Source organism: Pseudomonas fluorescens, from assembly GCF_902497625.1.
GTDB classification, from domain to species: domain Bacteria; phylum Pseudomonadota; class Gammaproteobacteria; order Pseudomonadales; family Pseudomonadaceae; genus Aquipseudomonas; species Aquipseudomonas fluorescens_BQ.
In genome coordinates this window covers 20,327-34,317 of the sequence record NZ_CABVGX010000020.1, presented here as the reverse complement: position 1 = coordinate 34,317, position 13,991 = coordinate 20,327, and the positions used below count along the sequence as shown (strand labels likewise).

At 60.7% G+C, this 13,991-nt stretch carries 15 protein-coding genes; all 15 read right to left on the bottom strand.

Annotated elements, in window-relative coordinates; all coding sequences use genetic code 11:
• Window positions 1–138: 138 nt before the first annotated feature.
• Entirely contained in the window at window positions 139–444 is a 306-nt protein-coding gene (locus F8N12_RS13985; RefSeq protein WP_150580949.1) for an urease subunit beta, read from the bottom strand.
• Window positions 444–977, bottom strand: a complete 534-nt coding sequence (locus F8N12_RS13980) for a GNAT family N-acetyltransferase (RefSeq protein ID WP_150580948.1) — start codon at window positions 975–977, stop codon at window positions 444–446. Before F8N12_RS13980 ends, F8N12_RS13985 begins: the two co-directional genes overlap by 1 nt.
• 6 nt (window positions 978–983) lie before the next feature.
• Window positions 984–1,517 (bottom strand): GNAT family N-acetyltransferase, encoded by a 534-nt coding sequence (locus F8N12_RS13975; protein ID WP_150580947.1) that lies wholly within the window; start codon window positions 1,515–1,517, stop codon window positions 984–986.
• A gap of 9 nt (window positions 1,518–1,526) precedes the next feature.
• Window positions 1,527–1,829, bottom strand: a complete 303-nt coding sequence (gene ureA, locus F8N12_RS13970; protein WP_150580946.1) for an urease subunit gamma — start codon at window positions 1,827–1,829, stop codon at window positions 1,527–1,529.
• Window positions 1,830–1,990: 161 nt separating this feature from the next.
• Entirely contained in the window at window positions 1,991–2,830 is an 840-nt protein-coding gene (locus F8N12_RS13965; protein WP_150580945.1) for an urease accessory protein UreD, read from the bottom strand.
• Between the two features lie 18 nt (window positions 2,831–2,848).
• On the bottom strand, window positions 2,849–3,547 hold the full coding sequence (gene urtE / locus F8N12_RS13960; protein WP_150580944.1) for an urea ABC transporter ATP-binding subunit UrtE: 699 nt from the start codon (window positions 3,545–3,547) through the stop codon (window positions 2,849–2,851).
• 183 nt (window positions 3,548–3,730) lie between these two features.
• Window positions 3,731–4,591, bottom strand: a complete 861-nt coding sequence (gene urtD, locus F8N12_RS13955) for an urea ABC transporter ATP-binding protein UrtD (RefSeq protein WP_150580943.1) — start codon at window positions 4,589–4,591, stop codon at window positions 3,731–3,733.
• Window positions 4,588–5,667 (bottom strand): urea ABC transporter permease subunit UrtC, encoded by a 1,080-nt coding sequence (gene urtC, locus F8N12_RS13950; protein WP_150580942.1) that lies wholly within the window; start codon window positions 5,665–5,667, stop codon window positions 4,588–4,590. Before urtC ends, urtD begins: the two co-directional genes overlap by 4 nt.
• Window positions 5,667–7,169 (bottom strand): urea ABC transporter permease subunit UrtB, encoded by a 1,503-nt coding sequence (gene urtB / locus F8N12_RS13945; RefSeq protein ID WP_150580941.1) that lies wholly within the window; start codon window positions 7,167–7,169, stop codon window positions 5,667–5,669. Before urtB ends, urtC begins: the two co-directional genes overlap by 1 nt.
• Window positions 7,170–7,334: 165 nt before the next feature.
• Window positions 7,335–8,600 (bottom strand): urea ABC transporter substrate-binding protein, encoded by a 1,266-nt coding sequence (urtA, locus tag F8N12_RS13940; RefSeq protein WP_028620209.1) that lies wholly within the window; start codon window positions 8,598–8,600, stop codon window positions 7,335–7,337.
• A 247-nt stretch (window positions 8,601–8,847) separates the two neighbouring features.
• Window positions 8,848–10,224, bottom strand: coding sequence for a PepSY-associated TM helix domain-containing protein (locus tag F8N12_RS13935; RefSeq protein ID WP_150580940.1), 1,377 nt, complete (start codon window positions 10,222–10,224; stop codon window positions 8,848–8,850).
• A 99-nt stretch (window positions 10,225–10,323) separates the two neighbouring features.
• Window positions 10,324–12,441, bottom strand: coding sequence for a TonB-dependent copper receptor (locus F8N12_RS13930; RefSeq protein ID WP_150580939.1), 2,118 nt, complete (start codon window positions 12,439–12,441; stop codon window positions 10,324–10,326).
• A 99-nt stretch (window positions 12,442–12,540) separates the two neighbouring features.
• Window positions 12,541–12,987, bottom strand: a complete 447-nt coding sequence (locus tag F8N12_RS13925; protein ID WP_150580938.1) for a DUF2946 domain-containing protein — start codon at window positions 12,985–12,987, stop codon at window positions 12,541–12,543.
• Window positions 12,988–13,005: 18 nt separating this feature from the next.
• Window positions 13,006–13,485: a copper chaperone PCu(A)C gene (locus tag F8N12_RS13920; protein WP_150580937.1), complete on the bottom strand. Its 480-nt coding sequence runs from the start codon at window positions 13,483–13,485 to the stop codon at window positions 13,006–13,008.
• A 48-nt stretch (window positions 13,486–13,533) separates the two neighbouring features.
• Window positions 13,534–13,932 (bottom strand): DUF2946 domain-containing protein, encoded by a 399-nt coding sequence (locus F8N12_RS13915; protein ID WP_150580936.1) that lies wholly within the window; start codon window positions 13,930–13,932, stop codon window positions 13,534–13,536.
• Window positions 13,933–13,991: the final 59 nt, after the last annotated feature.

Genomic DNA, 13,991 nt, shown 5'->3' with positions numbered 1-13,991 from the left:
TCGTTCGCCTTGAGATTCAATTGAATTTGAAATCGTTCGCTGCGCTCACTATCGCGAGCAGGCTCGCTCCCACAGTTGATCGCATTCCCCTGTGGGAGCGAGCCTGCTCGCGATGGGCCAGAACAGACACCGTGTTGCTTAGAGGTCGCCCATGATCCTGCCGGCAAACCCGAACACCCGGCGCAATCCCGCCAGGTCGACAAGCTCGACTTCCCGACTCTGCCCCGGCTCGAAACGCACCGCGGTGCCGGCGGGGATGTTGAGGCGCATGCCGCGGCTGGCTGCGCGGTCGAAGGTCAAGGCGTCGTTGGTTTCGAAAAAATGATAATGCGAGCCGACCTGGATCGGCCGGTCGCCACTGTTGGCCACTTTCAGGCTTATCGTTCGGCGACCCGTGTTGAGTTCAATGTCGCCGGGCTGGATGCGGTATTCGCCGGGAATCATCAATGGGCTCCTTGCAGGACTTTGTAATAAAGCGCGGTCGGCTTGTACTGGCCGCTCGGGTCGCACGCGTAATCGGGTATTTCACCGGCGCGGGTGTAGCCCAGGGCCTTGTAGAAATCTTCGGCGGGTGAGCCGGCTTCGGTATCAAGAAAAAGCATGCCGCGTTTTTGCTGCAACGCTGCTGTCTCAAGCGCCGTCATCAACTGCTGGCCCAATCCGCGCCGACGCGCCTGTTCACGGACCAGCAGCTTTTGCACTTCGGCGCGGTTCAACCCGTTGGCTTTGTGACACAGGCCCAGTTGCACACTGGCCTGCACCTGTTCGTCCCTGACCACCACCCACAGCAGCACGTTGCCCTTGTTCAGGTTGTCCTGGACGTCATCGAAATAGGCGCGGGCCTGGCTCGCGTCAAGATTGGCCATGAAGCCGACATTCGCACCATTACCGACGGCGTCGAGCAGCAGATCGATCAGGCCTCGACGATAGTGGGCAAAGCTTTCAGCATTGACGCGGCGCAGTTGGGCGTCGTTCATCGCACGTTACTCCTTGCTGGCGGGCGGGGATTCGGCGCCAGGATCGAGGGTCAGCTGCATGAAAGTCAGGTCCAGCCAGCGACCGAACTTGGTGCCCACCTGAGGCATCTGCCCCGTGATGACAAAACCGGCGCGTTGATGCAAACGAATGGAGGCGGCATTGCCGCTTTCGATGGCCGCGACCATCACATGTTTGTCGCAGCTTTTGGCACGCTCGATCAGCGCGCTCATCAGCAATGGACCGAGGCCATTGCCGCGCTGATCGCTGCGCACGTATATCGAGTGTTCGACGGTGTGACGGAAGCCCTCGAAGGGCCGCCAGTCACCGAATGAAGCGTAGCCCAACACGCTGTGATCACCGTCGGTGATCACCAGAATCGGATAACCTTGCGCCTGCCTTGCACCGAACCAGGCCTGACGGTTGCCCAGGTCCACCGCCTGTTCGTTCCAGATGGCCGTGGTGTTGAGCACGGCGTCGTTGTAGATGTCGCGGATCGCCGGCAGGTCGGCGGGCAGCGCATCGCGAATGGAGTGAGTCATGGCGCGGCCTCAGGCGATCGGTTGGTGAACGGTGACCAGCTTGGTGCCGTCGGGGAAAGTCGCCTCGACCTGAATCTCCGGGATCATTTCCGCAATGCCTTGCATCACTTGCTCGCGGCTAAGCAGGGTAGTGCCCAAGTGCATCAGTTGGGCGACGGTCTGCCCGTCGCGAGCGCCTTCAAGCAGCGCTGCGGAGATGTACGCCATCGCTTCCGGATAATTGAGTTTCACGCCGCGGGCCAAACGCCGCTCGGCAACGAGGCCGGCGGTGAAGATCAGCAGCTTGTCTTTTTCGCGTGGGGTCAGGTCCATCGTTGGAATCCATATTCGGCAGTTAAAAAAGGTATTCAGATCTGAAATACGTCACCCCTGTGGGAGTGAGCCTGCTCGCGATGGCGGTCAATCAGGCGACTTCAATATGGTGTGTGCCGATGCCATCGCGAGCAGGCTCACTCCTACAGGGGGGTATGTGCTCAGGTGCTCCATATTCTTGGGAGTACGGCCTCCCGGCCGAGTAACGCAGGCCGGAGCAAACGCCACACATCAATCAGCCAGCCGCGCGCCAACAGCGCTTCACTGGCCAGGCAACGGGCGACGAGCAAGCCTGGCAACTGGGTCAGATCGCCGCGCACATCATGGGTCAGCGAGCGGCATTGCTCCAGTAATCCGGCGTCAACCTCCCCCGTGACCAGCAACGTCGCAAACACCGGTTGACCATCCAGTCCGATTGGCGAATCGAGCAGGCCGTCAGCCCCGACAATGCGCTGACGTTCGTGCCAGAGCAACTGGCCATCGCGGCGGATCTGCAGTTGCGCCTGGAAATGCCCGCGATCGAACCGCTCACCACTGGCCGGACGACCCAGTGCCACCACGTCCCAGTAGAACAGACGAGCGTCGCCTTCAAGCTCGATGTTCGTGGTCAGTTCAGCCTGTGCGGCGCTAAAAATAATGGTTTCCTGTGGCAGCCATTCCAGGGTCGCACCTGCGGCAACCTTGAGGACGAGTTGCTGATAAGCAGGCCCGGCCGCGCGATACCACTTGGCCGCGCCGGGGCTGGTAATTTGTGCCCAGGCATCGGCGCCGACGTGCGCTGAGATGTCCAGCCGATCGCCGCCGGCAATGCCGCCAGGCGGGTGGACGATGATGTGCTGGCAGACTTGCGGTCCTTCGGCATACAGATGTTTCTGCACGCGCAACGGGCCTTGATGCCGACGCAGGACCGGGCGCGTGCTGTCACCAAAGCGGGCGTAGCCGAGCTCCAGTTCGGCGTGCCAGCTGGGTGTGAACAGGGCAGGTGAGACGGGTAAGTTCATGATTTCCGTGCTGCTGAATTAGATCGTGACCAGGCCGCGCACACCTTCGGCTTCCATGTTTTCACCGCGACCCTGCTGAACGATTTCACCTCGGGACATCACCAGGTATTGATCGGCCAGTTCGGCGGCAAAATCGTAGAACTGTTCTACCAGCAAAATGGCCATATCGCCGCGCGCTGCGAGTTTTTTGATCACCGCGCCGATTTCCTTGATCACTGACGGCTGAATGCCTTCGGTGGGCTCGTCGAGAATCAGCAGGCGTGGCCGACTGGCCAGTGCCCGTCCGATCGCCAGTTGCTGCTGCTGGCCACCGGACAAATCACCTCCGCGTCGCTGCTTCATTTGCAGCAACACCGGGAACAGCTCGTAGATGAATGCCGGCACTTCCTTGGCTTCGGATCCGGGAAACCGCGACAGGCCCATCAGCAGATTCTCCTCGACGGTCAGACGCCCGAAGATCTCCCGGCCCTGAGGCACATAGGCAATGCCCGCGTGTACCCGCTGATGCGGCTTGAACATGGTGATCGGCTTGCCTTCCCAATTCACCGCGCCTTCTTTGGCGGGCAGCAAACCCATCAGGCATTTGAGCAGGGTGGTTTTGCCCACGCCGTTGCGCCCGAGCAGGCACGTGACTTCGCCGACCTTCGCTTCAAACGTCAGGCCGCGCAGGATGTGGCTACCGCCGTAGTACTGGTGCAGTTTGTCAACTTGCAGCATGTTCAAGTTCCTTCTGTTCCAAATCGCCTGCTTGACCTCCCCCAATCTCTTGTAGGAGCTGTCGAGTGAAACGAGGCTGCGATCTTTTGATCTTTCAGAATGTGCCTGGCGAAGATCAAAAGATCGCAGCCTCGTTTCACTCGACAGCTCCTACAGGGAAGAGCAGGGATCACAATTATTCGGCTAACGACCGAGATAAACCTCGATCACCCGCTCGTTCTCCTGCACTTGCTCCAGCGATCCTTCGGCCAGCACGCTGCCCTGGTGCAACACGGTGACGTGGTCGGCGATCGAGCCGACGAAGCCCATGTCATGTTCCACCACCATCAACGAGTGTTTCCCGGCCAGACGTTTGAACAGCTCGGCGGTGAATTCGGTTTCCGCATCGGTCATGCCTGCCACCGGCTCATCGAGCAGCAGCAATTGCGGGTCTTGCATCAGCAGCATGCCGATCTCCAGAAACTGCTTTTGACCATGCGATAACAAGCCTGCCGGACGATTGACCGAAGTGCTCAGGCGAATCGTATCCAGCACCTCGGCGATTCGATCTTTCTGTTCGCCACTCAACCGCGCACGCAGGCTGGCCCACACTGATTTGTCGGTCTTTTGCGCGAGCTCCAGATTTTCAAACACGCTGAGCGCCTCGAACACGGTCGGCTTCTGAAACTTGCGCCCGATACCGGCCTGGGCGATCTGCACTTCGCTCATCTGCGTCAGGTCGAGGGTTTCGCCGAACCAGGCTTTGCCATGGCTGGGACGGGTCTTGCCGGTGATCACGTCCATCAGCGTGGTCTTGCCTGCGCCGTTGGGGCCGATGATGCAGCGCAGCTCGCCGACACCGATGTACAGGTTCAGATTGTTCAGCGCACGAAAACCGTCGAAGCTGACACTGATGTCTTCCAGCGTCAGGATCGTACCGTGGCGGGTATCCAGACCCTTGCCAGCGCGCTGGCCGAGTCCGATAGCATCGCGGCTGCTGCCGGCATCCTTGTTGGGCTCGAGTACTGGTTCGAGCATGAACTCGGCGGTTGGCGTCACTCTCATTGTTCGCCCCTTTTCTTCAGCAGTCCGATCACGCCTTTGGGCAGGTACAAGGTCACAATGATGAACAGCGCGCCTAGGAAAAACAGCCAGTATTCAGGAAACGCCACGGTGAACCAGCTCTTCATGCCATTTACCACGCCTGCGCCCAGCAGCGGTCCGATCAGCGTGCCGCGTCCACCCAGCGCGACCCACACGGCGGCCTCGATGGAGTTGGTCGGCGACATTTCGCTTGGGTTGATGATGCCGACTTGCGGCACGTACAACGCACCGGCCAGACCGCACAACACGGCGCTCAGGACCCACACGAACAACTTGAAACCGCGCGGGTCGTAACCGCAGAACATCAGGCGATTCTCTGCGTCGCGCAATGCCGTCAGCACCCGGCCGAATTTGCTCTGCGCCAGCCGCCATCCGATGAACAGGCTAGTCACCAGCAACACCACCGTGGCAAAAAAAAGCACGGCGCGCGTGCCGGGTTCGGTGATGCCGAAACCGAGAATCGTGCGGAAATTGGTAAAACCGTTATTGCCGCCAAACCCGGTTTCGTTGCGGAAGAACAACAGCATCCCGGCGAACGTCAGCGCCTGGGTCATGATCGAGAAATACACGCCCTTGATCCGCGAGCGGAAGGCGAAAAAACCGAACACCAGCGCGAGCAATCCGGGCGCGAGCACCACCAGGCACATCGCCCAGAGGAAACTGCTGGTGCCGGTCCAGTACCACGGCAATTCAGTCCACGACAAAAACGTCATGAACGCCGGCAAGTCGTCACCCGAGGCCTGGCGCATCAGGTACATGCCCATCGCATAGCCGCCCAAGGCGAAAAACAGACCGTGGCCCAGCGACAGCAAACCGGCATAACCCCACACCAGGTCCAGTGCCAGGGCGACGATGGCGTAACACAGAATCTTGCCCACCAGCGTCAGCGTATAAGCCGAGACATGCAACGTGCTGTCGGCCGGTAACAGTGACAGCAGGGGCAACGTCAACAGCAGGACGAGGATCACAGCACCGACAGCGATCGTGACTTTCGGGCCGGCCTTTTGCGTGGCCGTAAGCATCAGGGGCTGGTTCATCAGTCGATCACCCGTCCTTTCAGTGCAAAGAGGCCTTGCGGACGTTTCTGGATGAACAGAATGATCAGCGCAAGGATCAGGATTTTGCCCAGCACCGCACCGATCTGCGGTTCGAGAATCTTGTTGGCGATGCCCAGGCCGAAGGCTGCCAGCACACTGCCGGCCAGTTGCCCGACACCGCCGAGCACCACTACCAGGAACGAGTCAATGATGTAACTTTGGCCCAGGTCCGGGCCTACGTTGCCGATCTGGCTGAGGGCGACGCCGCCGAGGCCTGCAATGCCCGAGCCGAGGCCGAAGGCGAGCATGTCGACCCGGCCGGTAGGCACGCCGCAGCACGCGGCCATGTTGCGATTCTGCGTGACCGCGCGCACGTTCAGACCCAGGCGCGTCCTGTTCAGCAGTAGCCAGGTCAGCACCACCACGAACAGCGCGAAGGCGATGATGACGATGCGGTTGTACGGCAGCACCAGATTCGGCAGCACTTGAATGCCTCCCGACAGCCACGCCGGGTTCGCCACCTCAACGTTCTGCGCGCCGAACATCAGGCGCACCAGCTGAATCAGCATCAGGCTGATGCCCCAGGTGGCGAGCAATGTTTCCAGCGGGCGTCCGTAGAGGTGGCGGATGACCGTGCGCTCCAGCGCCATGCCGATGGCGGCCGTGACAAAAAAGGCCACCGGCAGGGCGATCAGCGGGTAGAACTCGATAGCCTGCGGCGCGTAGCGCTGGAACATCAACTGCACGACATATGTCGAGTAGGCGCCGAGCATCAGCATCTCGCCGTGGGCCATGTTGATCACGCCGAGCAGGCCGAACGTGATCGCCAGGCCGAGGGCGGCGAGCAGCAGGATCGAGCCCAGCGACATGCCGCTGAAGGCCTGGCCGAGCATTTCGCCAATCAGCAGTTTGCGTTTGACTTGCGCGAGGCTGGTTTCGGCGGCAGTGCGCACCGTGGCGTCGGTTTCGACGCCCGGATCAAGCAAGCTTTCCAGGCGCGTGCGTGCCAGTGGGTCGCCGGTTTCGCCGAGTAGTCGTACAGCGGCGAGGCGCACGCTCGGGTCGCTGTCGACCAGTTGCAGGTTGGCCAGCGCCAGGCTCAGGGCTGAGTGAACCGACTCGTCTTTTTCGTTGGCGAGCTGCAGGTCGAGGAATTTCAGCTGCGCCGGTTTGGCGCTTTTTTGCAGTTGCTGCGCAGCGCCGAGACGGACTTTCGCGTCGGCGGCGAGCAATTGATGACTGGCCAATGCGGTGTCGATCAAACCTCGCAGGCGGTTATTCAGGCGCAGGGTTTTTGGCTGACCCTCGACCGTCAGTACGCCTTGTTGCAGGGCGTTGATCAGCTCGATGCGCGCCGGATCGGGCTGCGCGGCCCAGGCTTCGAGGAGTTTGGCCTGCTGCACGGGATTGGCGGCGACGAAGTCTTCGGCATCGCCGGCGTGTGCGGCCAATGGCAATAAAAGTGCTATTGCGAAGATGAAGCGGTAAAGGGCGGTGGGCATATTGTCAGCCTTGCGCGGACTAATGGTAGGAGTGAGCCTGCTCGCGAAAGCGTTGTGTCAGACACATGAAGGTTGAATATGCCGACGCCTTCGCGAGCAGGCTCACTCCTACAGGGGATTTGTGTCGGGCCCCGGCACGGGTGCCGGAGCCCGACGTCCTGTGGCTTAGTTGCTCTTCACCGCATAATCCGGCTTCTTGTCGTTACCCGAAATAAACGGGCTCCATGGCTGGGCGCGGATCGGTCCTTCGGTCTGCCAGACCACGTTGAACTGACCGTCAGCCTGGATCTCGCCGATCATCACCGGCTTGTGCAGGTGGTGGTTGGTCTTGTCCATGGTCAAGGTGTAGCCGGACGGAGCCGCGAAGGTTTGGCCGGCAAGCGCTTCGCGGACTTTATCAACGTCGGTGGACTTGGCTTTTTCCGCCGCTTGCGCCCACATGTGAATGCCGACGTAGGTGGCTTCCATAGGGTCGTTGGTCACGGCCTTATCAGCGCCTGGCAGGTTGTGTTTCTTCGCGTAGGCTTTCCAGTCGGCGACGAATTTTTTGTTCGCCGGGTTTTCCACCGATTCAAAGTAATTCCACGCCGCGAGATTACCCACCAACGGCTTGGTGTCGATGCCGCGCAGTTCTTCTTCGCCGACCGAGAACGCCACGACCGGAACGTCGGTTGCCTTCAGACCCTGGTTGGCCAGCTCTTTGTAGAACGGCACATTGGAGTCGCCGTTGACGGTTGAGATGACTGCGGTCTTGCCACCGGCGGAGAATTTTTTGATGTTGGCCACGATGGTCTGGTAATCGCTGTGACCGAACGGCGTGTAGACCTCTTCGATGTCCTTGTCCGCCACGCCTTTGGAGTGCAGGAACGAGCGCAGAATCTTGTTGGTGGTGCGCGGGTAGACGTAGTCGGTGCCGAGCAGGAAGTAGCGCTTGGCGCTGCCGCCTTCCTCGCTCATCAGGTATTCCACCGCCGGGATCGCCTGCTGGTTCGGCGCGGCGCCGGTATAGAACACGTTTGGCGACATTTCTTCGCCTTCGTATTGCACCGGGTAGAACAGCAGACCGTTGAGCTCTTCGAACACCGGCAGTACCGATTTACGCGACACCGAAGTCCAGCAGCCGAATACCACGGCCACCTTGTCCTGAGTCAGCAACTGCCGGCCCTTTTCTGCGAACAGCGGCCAGTTCGACGCAGGGTCAACCACCACCGGTTCAAGCATCTTGCCATTCACGCCGCCCTTGGCGTTAATCTCGTCGATAGTCATCAACGCCATATCTTTGAGCGACGTTTCGGAGATCGCCATGGTCCCGGACAACGAATGCAGAATACCGACCTTGATGGTCTCGGCGGCCTGTACCGTCCAGGCCATGCCCATCGCGGCAATGCTTGCCGATAGTGTGAAAGCCTTGATCAAGCTGCGACGCTTCATGTGCGATCTCCGTGAACGGTGGACGTTTTTATGGGGTGGCAGATGCGGACTGTTGAAGGGTCTTTAGCAAGGGCTGTGCCTGTTCGGCACAAGGCGGGAAAATCTCGATTCAGAGCGGTTGCGCCCATTGCGGGCGCACCATCGGGGGTCGTGTACGGTGCATTGGTGCGAAGCGGTGCGCCAGATCAGGGCGCAGCGACGCATCCCTGCAGGGGACCTGGGCCCCTGCAGGATTAGCGTTCAGCACTCAGACAGCCGAGCCGGTTTCCGGCTGCCGGTTGAAGCGTGACAACAGCAGTCGATCCAGCACCCAAACCACGACGAGGGACGCGCCCACCAGCGGGAATGCCACCGCCAGTGCAAACATGATCACCATCGCGGTTTTCCATTTTGGCAGGTCGTGACGCAGTGGCGGCACCCCGAGCTTGCCTTGCGGGCGGCGCTTCCACCACATCACCACACCACTGACAGCGCTGAGCAGAATCATCAGGCAGATCAGCAACACGACAATCTGATTGACCACCCCGAACATCTTGCCTTCGTGCAGCATCACGCCCATTTCGGTGGCGCGGGCGACGTTGCCGTAATGTTCCCAACGAACGTCAGCGAGCACCTTGCCGGTGTATTGATCGATGTGCAGCGTGGCGTCGTTGCGCGGGTCGTCGGCGAATACGGCGATGGTGAACACGCCCGTGGCGGTGGTCGGCAGCGTGATGCTGTAACCGGGCTCGACCTTGCGCTCCCTGGCGATGTCCTGCACCGCTTGCAGGCTGACCGTCGGCGCGGCCGGACCGACCGGTGCGGCATCGTGAGCCATGTGTTCGGCATGGTCGCCGGACATCGGCATCGGCGTATTTTCCATGGCCCAGGGCACCGTCTGGCGCGTGGCAGTATTGAGACTGCGCGCCTCGACGTCGGACTTGGGCATGTCGTTCCACATCGCGTCCGGGAACACGTTCCACACAGCGGCGTATTGCTTGCCCCAGAATCCGGTCCAGGTCATGCCGCTGAGCAGCATCACCAGCAGAAAGGTGGCACCCCAGAAACCGGTGACCGCGTGCAGATCCCGCCACAGCACGCGACCGCGGCTGTTCAACCGTGGCCAGAGAATCCCTGCAGCCTGACCGCGTGGCCACCACAGGAAAACGCCCGACACCACCAGCACGATGCCCCAGCCAGCGGCGAGTTCGACCAGCCGGTCACCGACAGTGCCGATCATCAGCTCGCCGTGAATGGCTCGCGCGATGGCCTGCAGGTTCTTCTTCGCGTCTTGGTCGCCAAGGATGTCGCCGTGGTAGGGATCGACAAATACGTTCAGCTCCTGACCGGCGTTGTTCACTACGAATTGCGCGCTGCGTTCGGCGTTGACCGGCGGCAGGTATTGCGTGACCTGCCCCTGCGGATAAACCGTTTGCACGCGTTTGAGCAACTCATCGGCGGGGACGTTGTGATGCCCGGCCGGGACGTTCAGCAGGCTGCCGTACATCAGCGGATCGAGTTGCGGTTTGAACAGGTAAAGGGTACCGGTCAGTGCCAGCATCACCATGAAAGGCGCGACGAAAAGGCCGGCATAAAAATGCCAACGCCAGGCCAGGTTGTAGAAATTCACTTTGGGCTGTTTCATCGGTCGTGCTCCGCTTGGCGAATCGTTGTTCGGTGAAAGATCGCAGCTTCGTTGCACTCGACAGCGCCTACAGGACCCTGCGATCTTTCACTGTTGTTGTCAGAAACTCATATCAACCTTGGTCCAGAGCGTGCGCCCCGGTTCGTTGATGGCGCGTGGGTCGTTGCCCGGGTAGCCAAAACCGGCGTTGCCGGCCAGGTTCAAATGCTCGGCGTAGGCTTTGCCGAACAGGTTGTCGACGCCGCTACTGACCTTCCAATGCGGGCTGATCCGGTAGGCTGCGTTGAGCGAAAACACGCCGAAGCCGGAACTCTTGTCGAAGTCCTTGCCGACCACGTTGCCCTTGTTGCGGTCGATCCGACTCTGCGCCGCGACCACGCGCCACAGAGCGCCGGCGCTCCAGTTGTCTTCGTTGTAGGTCAGGCCGATTCGGGCATCCAGCGGCGGCATCTGCGGCAAAGCAGAACCATCGCTGCTGTTTTTGCCCCAGGCGTAGGCGAGGGTGGCGTCGGTTTTCCAGCGTTCAGTCAGCTGATAGGCCGCACCCACTTCACCGCCCATGATTCGCGCGTCGATGTTCTCGGCTTGGGAGGTCATGCCCATCATCCCGGGGGTGTAATCGAACAGGATGTAATCGCGTACCTGCCCGACGTAGGCCGAAGCCCAGGCCTCGAGGTCGGCGGTTTTGTATTGCAGGCCAACGTCGAGCTGGGTAGTTTTTTCCGGCTTGATCGAATCGAAGGCATTCAAGGAACCGCCAGGCCCCGAGTTGGGCGAAAACAATTCCCAGTAATCCGGGAACCGCTGGGTGTGACCGAGACCGGCATACAGTGTGGTCGGGCTGTCGGCGAGGTCATGCTCATAACGGACAAAGCCGCTCGGCAAGGTGTCGGCCCGGGTGGAGTCGGCAGTGGGATTGGGGCGGGCCGTCATCCCGGAGCCTGTGACCTGGCGAAAATCTTTGGCCGAGGCGCGATCCAGGCGAGCGCCGCTGATCACGCGGTCCTGGTCGGCGACGTACCAGCTGAGTTCGCTGAACGCACCATAGTTATGGAAGTTGGCATCCTTGCTGCGCGGCAGGTTCTTGTAGGTGTCGATACCCCCGGCGCTGCGCTGGCGGTGTTCGTTGGTCTGTGCATCGATGCCGCTGATCAGTTGCCAATCAGTCCAGCGCCAGGTGGCTTTGATGCGTCCGCCAAGGGTGCGGCGGTCCACGCTCGAAGCCATCGGTCCGGCCATCATGCCGCTGCCGGACGGCGTGCGCAGGCTGTAGTTGTCCATCACATGGTCGGCGTAGTTGTAATAGAGCTGCGCTTCAAACTTGTCCAGCACCTCGCCGATGTTCGACTGCTCGAAGCGCAGACCGACGCTCTCGCGCTTGAACTGTGAACCGTCCATACCGCGACCGGCATAGCGCGCTTCACCATCGCCCTGGCCCGCAGTCAGCTCCAGCAGCGTGTCAGCGTCAGGCGTCCAGCCCAGCGCGACGTCACCGTTCCATTTGTCGTAGCGCGAAGGCACCGCGGCGTTGTTGCCGTCGCGGTAATCATCGGCGTGCGCGGTATTGCCAATCACCCGCACATAACCCGACGGGCCACCGGCAGCGGCGTCGAGCACTTTGTCGAAGCGCCCGTTGGAACCCGCCAGCACGCTCGCATTCACCCGCGTGCCGAGTTCGCCGAAGCTTTCCGGCTCGCGGTCAAAAAGGATGGTGCCGGCCGATGCTCCCGGTCCCCAAAGCACGGTTTGCGGACCTTTGATCACAGTGAGCTTGTCGTAGGTTTCCGGCGAGATGTAAGACGTCGGTGCGTCCATGCGACCGGGACACGCGCCCAGCAGCATGCCGCCGTTGGTGAGAATGTTCAGGCGAGAACCGAACATGCCTCGCAGCACCGGATCACCGTTTGTGCCGCCGTTGCGTACGAGGGCGAAGCCAGGGATGGTCTTCAGATAATCACCACCGTCGCTGGCGGGCACCGGTTGGCGCGGGTCCTTGGGGTTGGTGACAATGGTCAGTGGCGAACTCGGCGCGATGGCGGTGATCACCGTCGGGCTCAGCTCTTCACGGTGGCCAGTGTGATCATCGGCCAATGCCATCGGCGTCAGCAGGGCGCCGCAAAATACCGCGGACGCTTGCCTGAAACCAACCCGGGACTGGTTCAGGACGGAGGAAGCCCGAGCAGCGCTCAAGCGTGGAACAGCAGAAAACCTGGACATGACAATTTCCATCGAACAGTCGTAAACGACACGATCAGCAGCCGACGCACTCGTGATGATGCGGGCTGTCTTGTGAACCGTGTGAGATCGGGGAGATGTTTACGCCAAGATGGGCGGAGCGCGAGTACGGGCGCCGGGGAAAAACGTTTGCCGTGCATGGCCGAGGCGGGTGGCCGGTGCAGTAAACGTGGTGACCGGCGCTATGCCGGCGGTGAAGAAGGACGGGCTGCCGGTGAGGGCAGGGCAATTGAATAGCAGGTTGCAATACCCGCACTTTTCCCAGAGTGCATGGTGATCCGCTTTGGGGGCGCAGTCTTCGACATCAGGTTGCGCGTGGTGCCCGCCGTGCCCCATCGCCGGCATGTCCATCGACACGCTCATGGCAGCGTTCATCGGCGCGGACGCACGCTGATCCATCGGCATCGACTGGGATATCAGCGGACCGATGAAAATCATCAACATGGCGAACAGGCTGATGCAACTGCCGCGAGTCAGGCTGACTGACGGAGAACGTTGCATGGATGACCTGACGCTGGGCGGGCGCATGATTTTGAGCTCTGCCGCTTACTGCGCGTGAGCGTGCGATTGCACGGCGGCAGGCGGTGTTTTCTGTACCGCTACCTCGACCGTCACTTTGCCGGACTTCTCGAAATTCAAGGTCAGCGGGAAGCGCTTGCCGTCGCTCAACAGGCTGCGATCCTTCAGTTCCAGTAGCATCACGTGATACGCCATCGGGGCAAACGTGACATTGGCGCCTGGCGGTATTTCCACGCTCGGCACCTGCTGCATTTTCATCAGGTCGTCCTGCTTCACGTGCTCGTGCAATTGCGCGATGCCCGCGATCGGCGAGTCGACGCTGAGCAAACGATCAGCCGATGTGCCGCTGTTATGGATGACGAAATAAGCGGCGACAGTCGGTGCGTTAGGCGGCAGCTCTTGCGACCAGGGCTGCGTAATCTGCAGTTGTCCGACTTGGCCGGACTGAGCATTGGCAAAGCAGGCAGGTAACAGCAGCGCGGCGAGGACGATAAGCTTGTTCAACATGGCAGTTCTCCGGAGCGATTCAAAACGCAGTTCGATTGCGATGAGGAATCACACCAGAGGCGAGGCGCGGGGATTGAGGCTTGGCCATTGTTGACGCGGTGTCGGCGTATCGAGCACAGCAGCAGGCGGGCTCGGCACGGCATTGAAGACTGCAAAATACAGCGGCGGCACATGCCCGGGCAAAGCGCTCAACTGGCCTGAGCCGGAACAGCACCAGCAATGCTGCATAGTGGAATGGTCGTCGTTCTGTGGGGATTTCTGCTCGATATCGCCCAAGGAAATGGCAACCATCTTCGTCCCGCCGGACGAACAAAAACTGCCCCACAACAGCAGCTCTACGGGTGATTTTGCCGTCTGTGCCATCGCTCCGGTCATCGGCATGGCGAGCATGTTGAACAGCACTGCAAAGCAGGCGATCCAGGCAATTGCGAGCCGTTGTCGGGGCATGGGACAGATCCGGTCAGAGTGAGCGATCAGGCGCGGCTATTTAGCCTGATCAATGCCGA

Bases quoted from the DNA above. Each gene is read 5' to 3' on its own strand.
- F8N12_RS13985 (WP_150580949.1), bottom strand. From the start codon at position 444: ATGATTCCCGGCGAATACCGCATCCAGCCCGGCGACATTGAACTCAAC.
- F8N12_RS13980 (WP_150580948.1), bottom strand. From the start codon at position 977: ATGAACGACGCCCAACTGCGCCGCGTCAATGCTGAAAGCTTTGCCCAC.
- F8N12_RS13975 (WP_150580947.1), bottom strand. From the start codon at position 1,517: ATGACTCACTCCATTCGCGATGCGCTGCCCGCCGACCTGCCGGCGATC.
- ureA (WP_150580946.1), bottom strand. From the start codon at position 1,829: ATGGACCTGACCCCACGCGAAAAAGACAAGCTGCTGATCTTCACCGCC.
- F8N12_RS13965 (WP_150580945.1), bottom strand. From the start codon at position 2,830: ATGAACTTACCCGTCTCACCTGCCCTGTTCACACCCAGCTGGCACGCC.
- urtE (WP_150580944.1), bottom strand. From the start codon at position 3,547: ATGCTGCAAGTTGACAAACTGCACCAGTACTACGGCGGTAGCCACATC.
- urtD (WP_150580943.1), bottom strand. From the start codon at position 4,591: ATGAGAGTGACGCCAACCGCCGAGTTCATGCTCGAACCAGTACTCGAG.
- urtC (WP_150580942.1), bottom strand. From the start codon at position 5,667: ATGAACCAGCCCCTGATGCTTACGGCCACGCAAAAGGCCGGCCCGAAA.
- urtB (WP_150580941.1), bottom strand. From the start codon at position 7,169: ATGCCCACCGCCCTTTACCGCTTCATCTTCGCAATAGCACTTTTATTG.
- urtA (WP_028620209.1), bottom strand. From the start codon at position 8,600: ATGAAGCGTCGCAGCTTGATCAAGGCTTTCACACTATCGGCAAGCATT.
- F8N12_RS13935 (WP_150580940.1), bottom strand. From the start codon at position 10,224: ATGAAACAGCCCAAAGTGAATTTCTACAACCTGGCCTGGCGTTGGCAT.
- F8N12_RS13930 (WP_150580939.1), bottom strand. From the start codon at position 12,441: ATGTCCAGGTTTTCTGCTGTTCCACGCTTGAGCGCTGCTCGGGCTTCC.
- F8N12_RS13925 (WP_150580938.1), bottom strand. From the start codon at position 12,987: ATGCGCCCGCCCAGCGTCAGGTCATCCATGCAACGTTCTCCGTCAGTC.
- F8N12_RS13920 (WP_150580937.1), bottom strand. From the start codon at position 13,485: ATGTTGAACAAGCTTATCGTCCTCGCCGCGCTGCTGTTACCTGCCTGC.
- F8N12_RS13915 (WP_150580936.1), bottom strand. From the start codon at position 13,932: ATGCCCCGACAACGGCTCGCAATTGCCTGGATCGCCTGCTTTGCAGTG.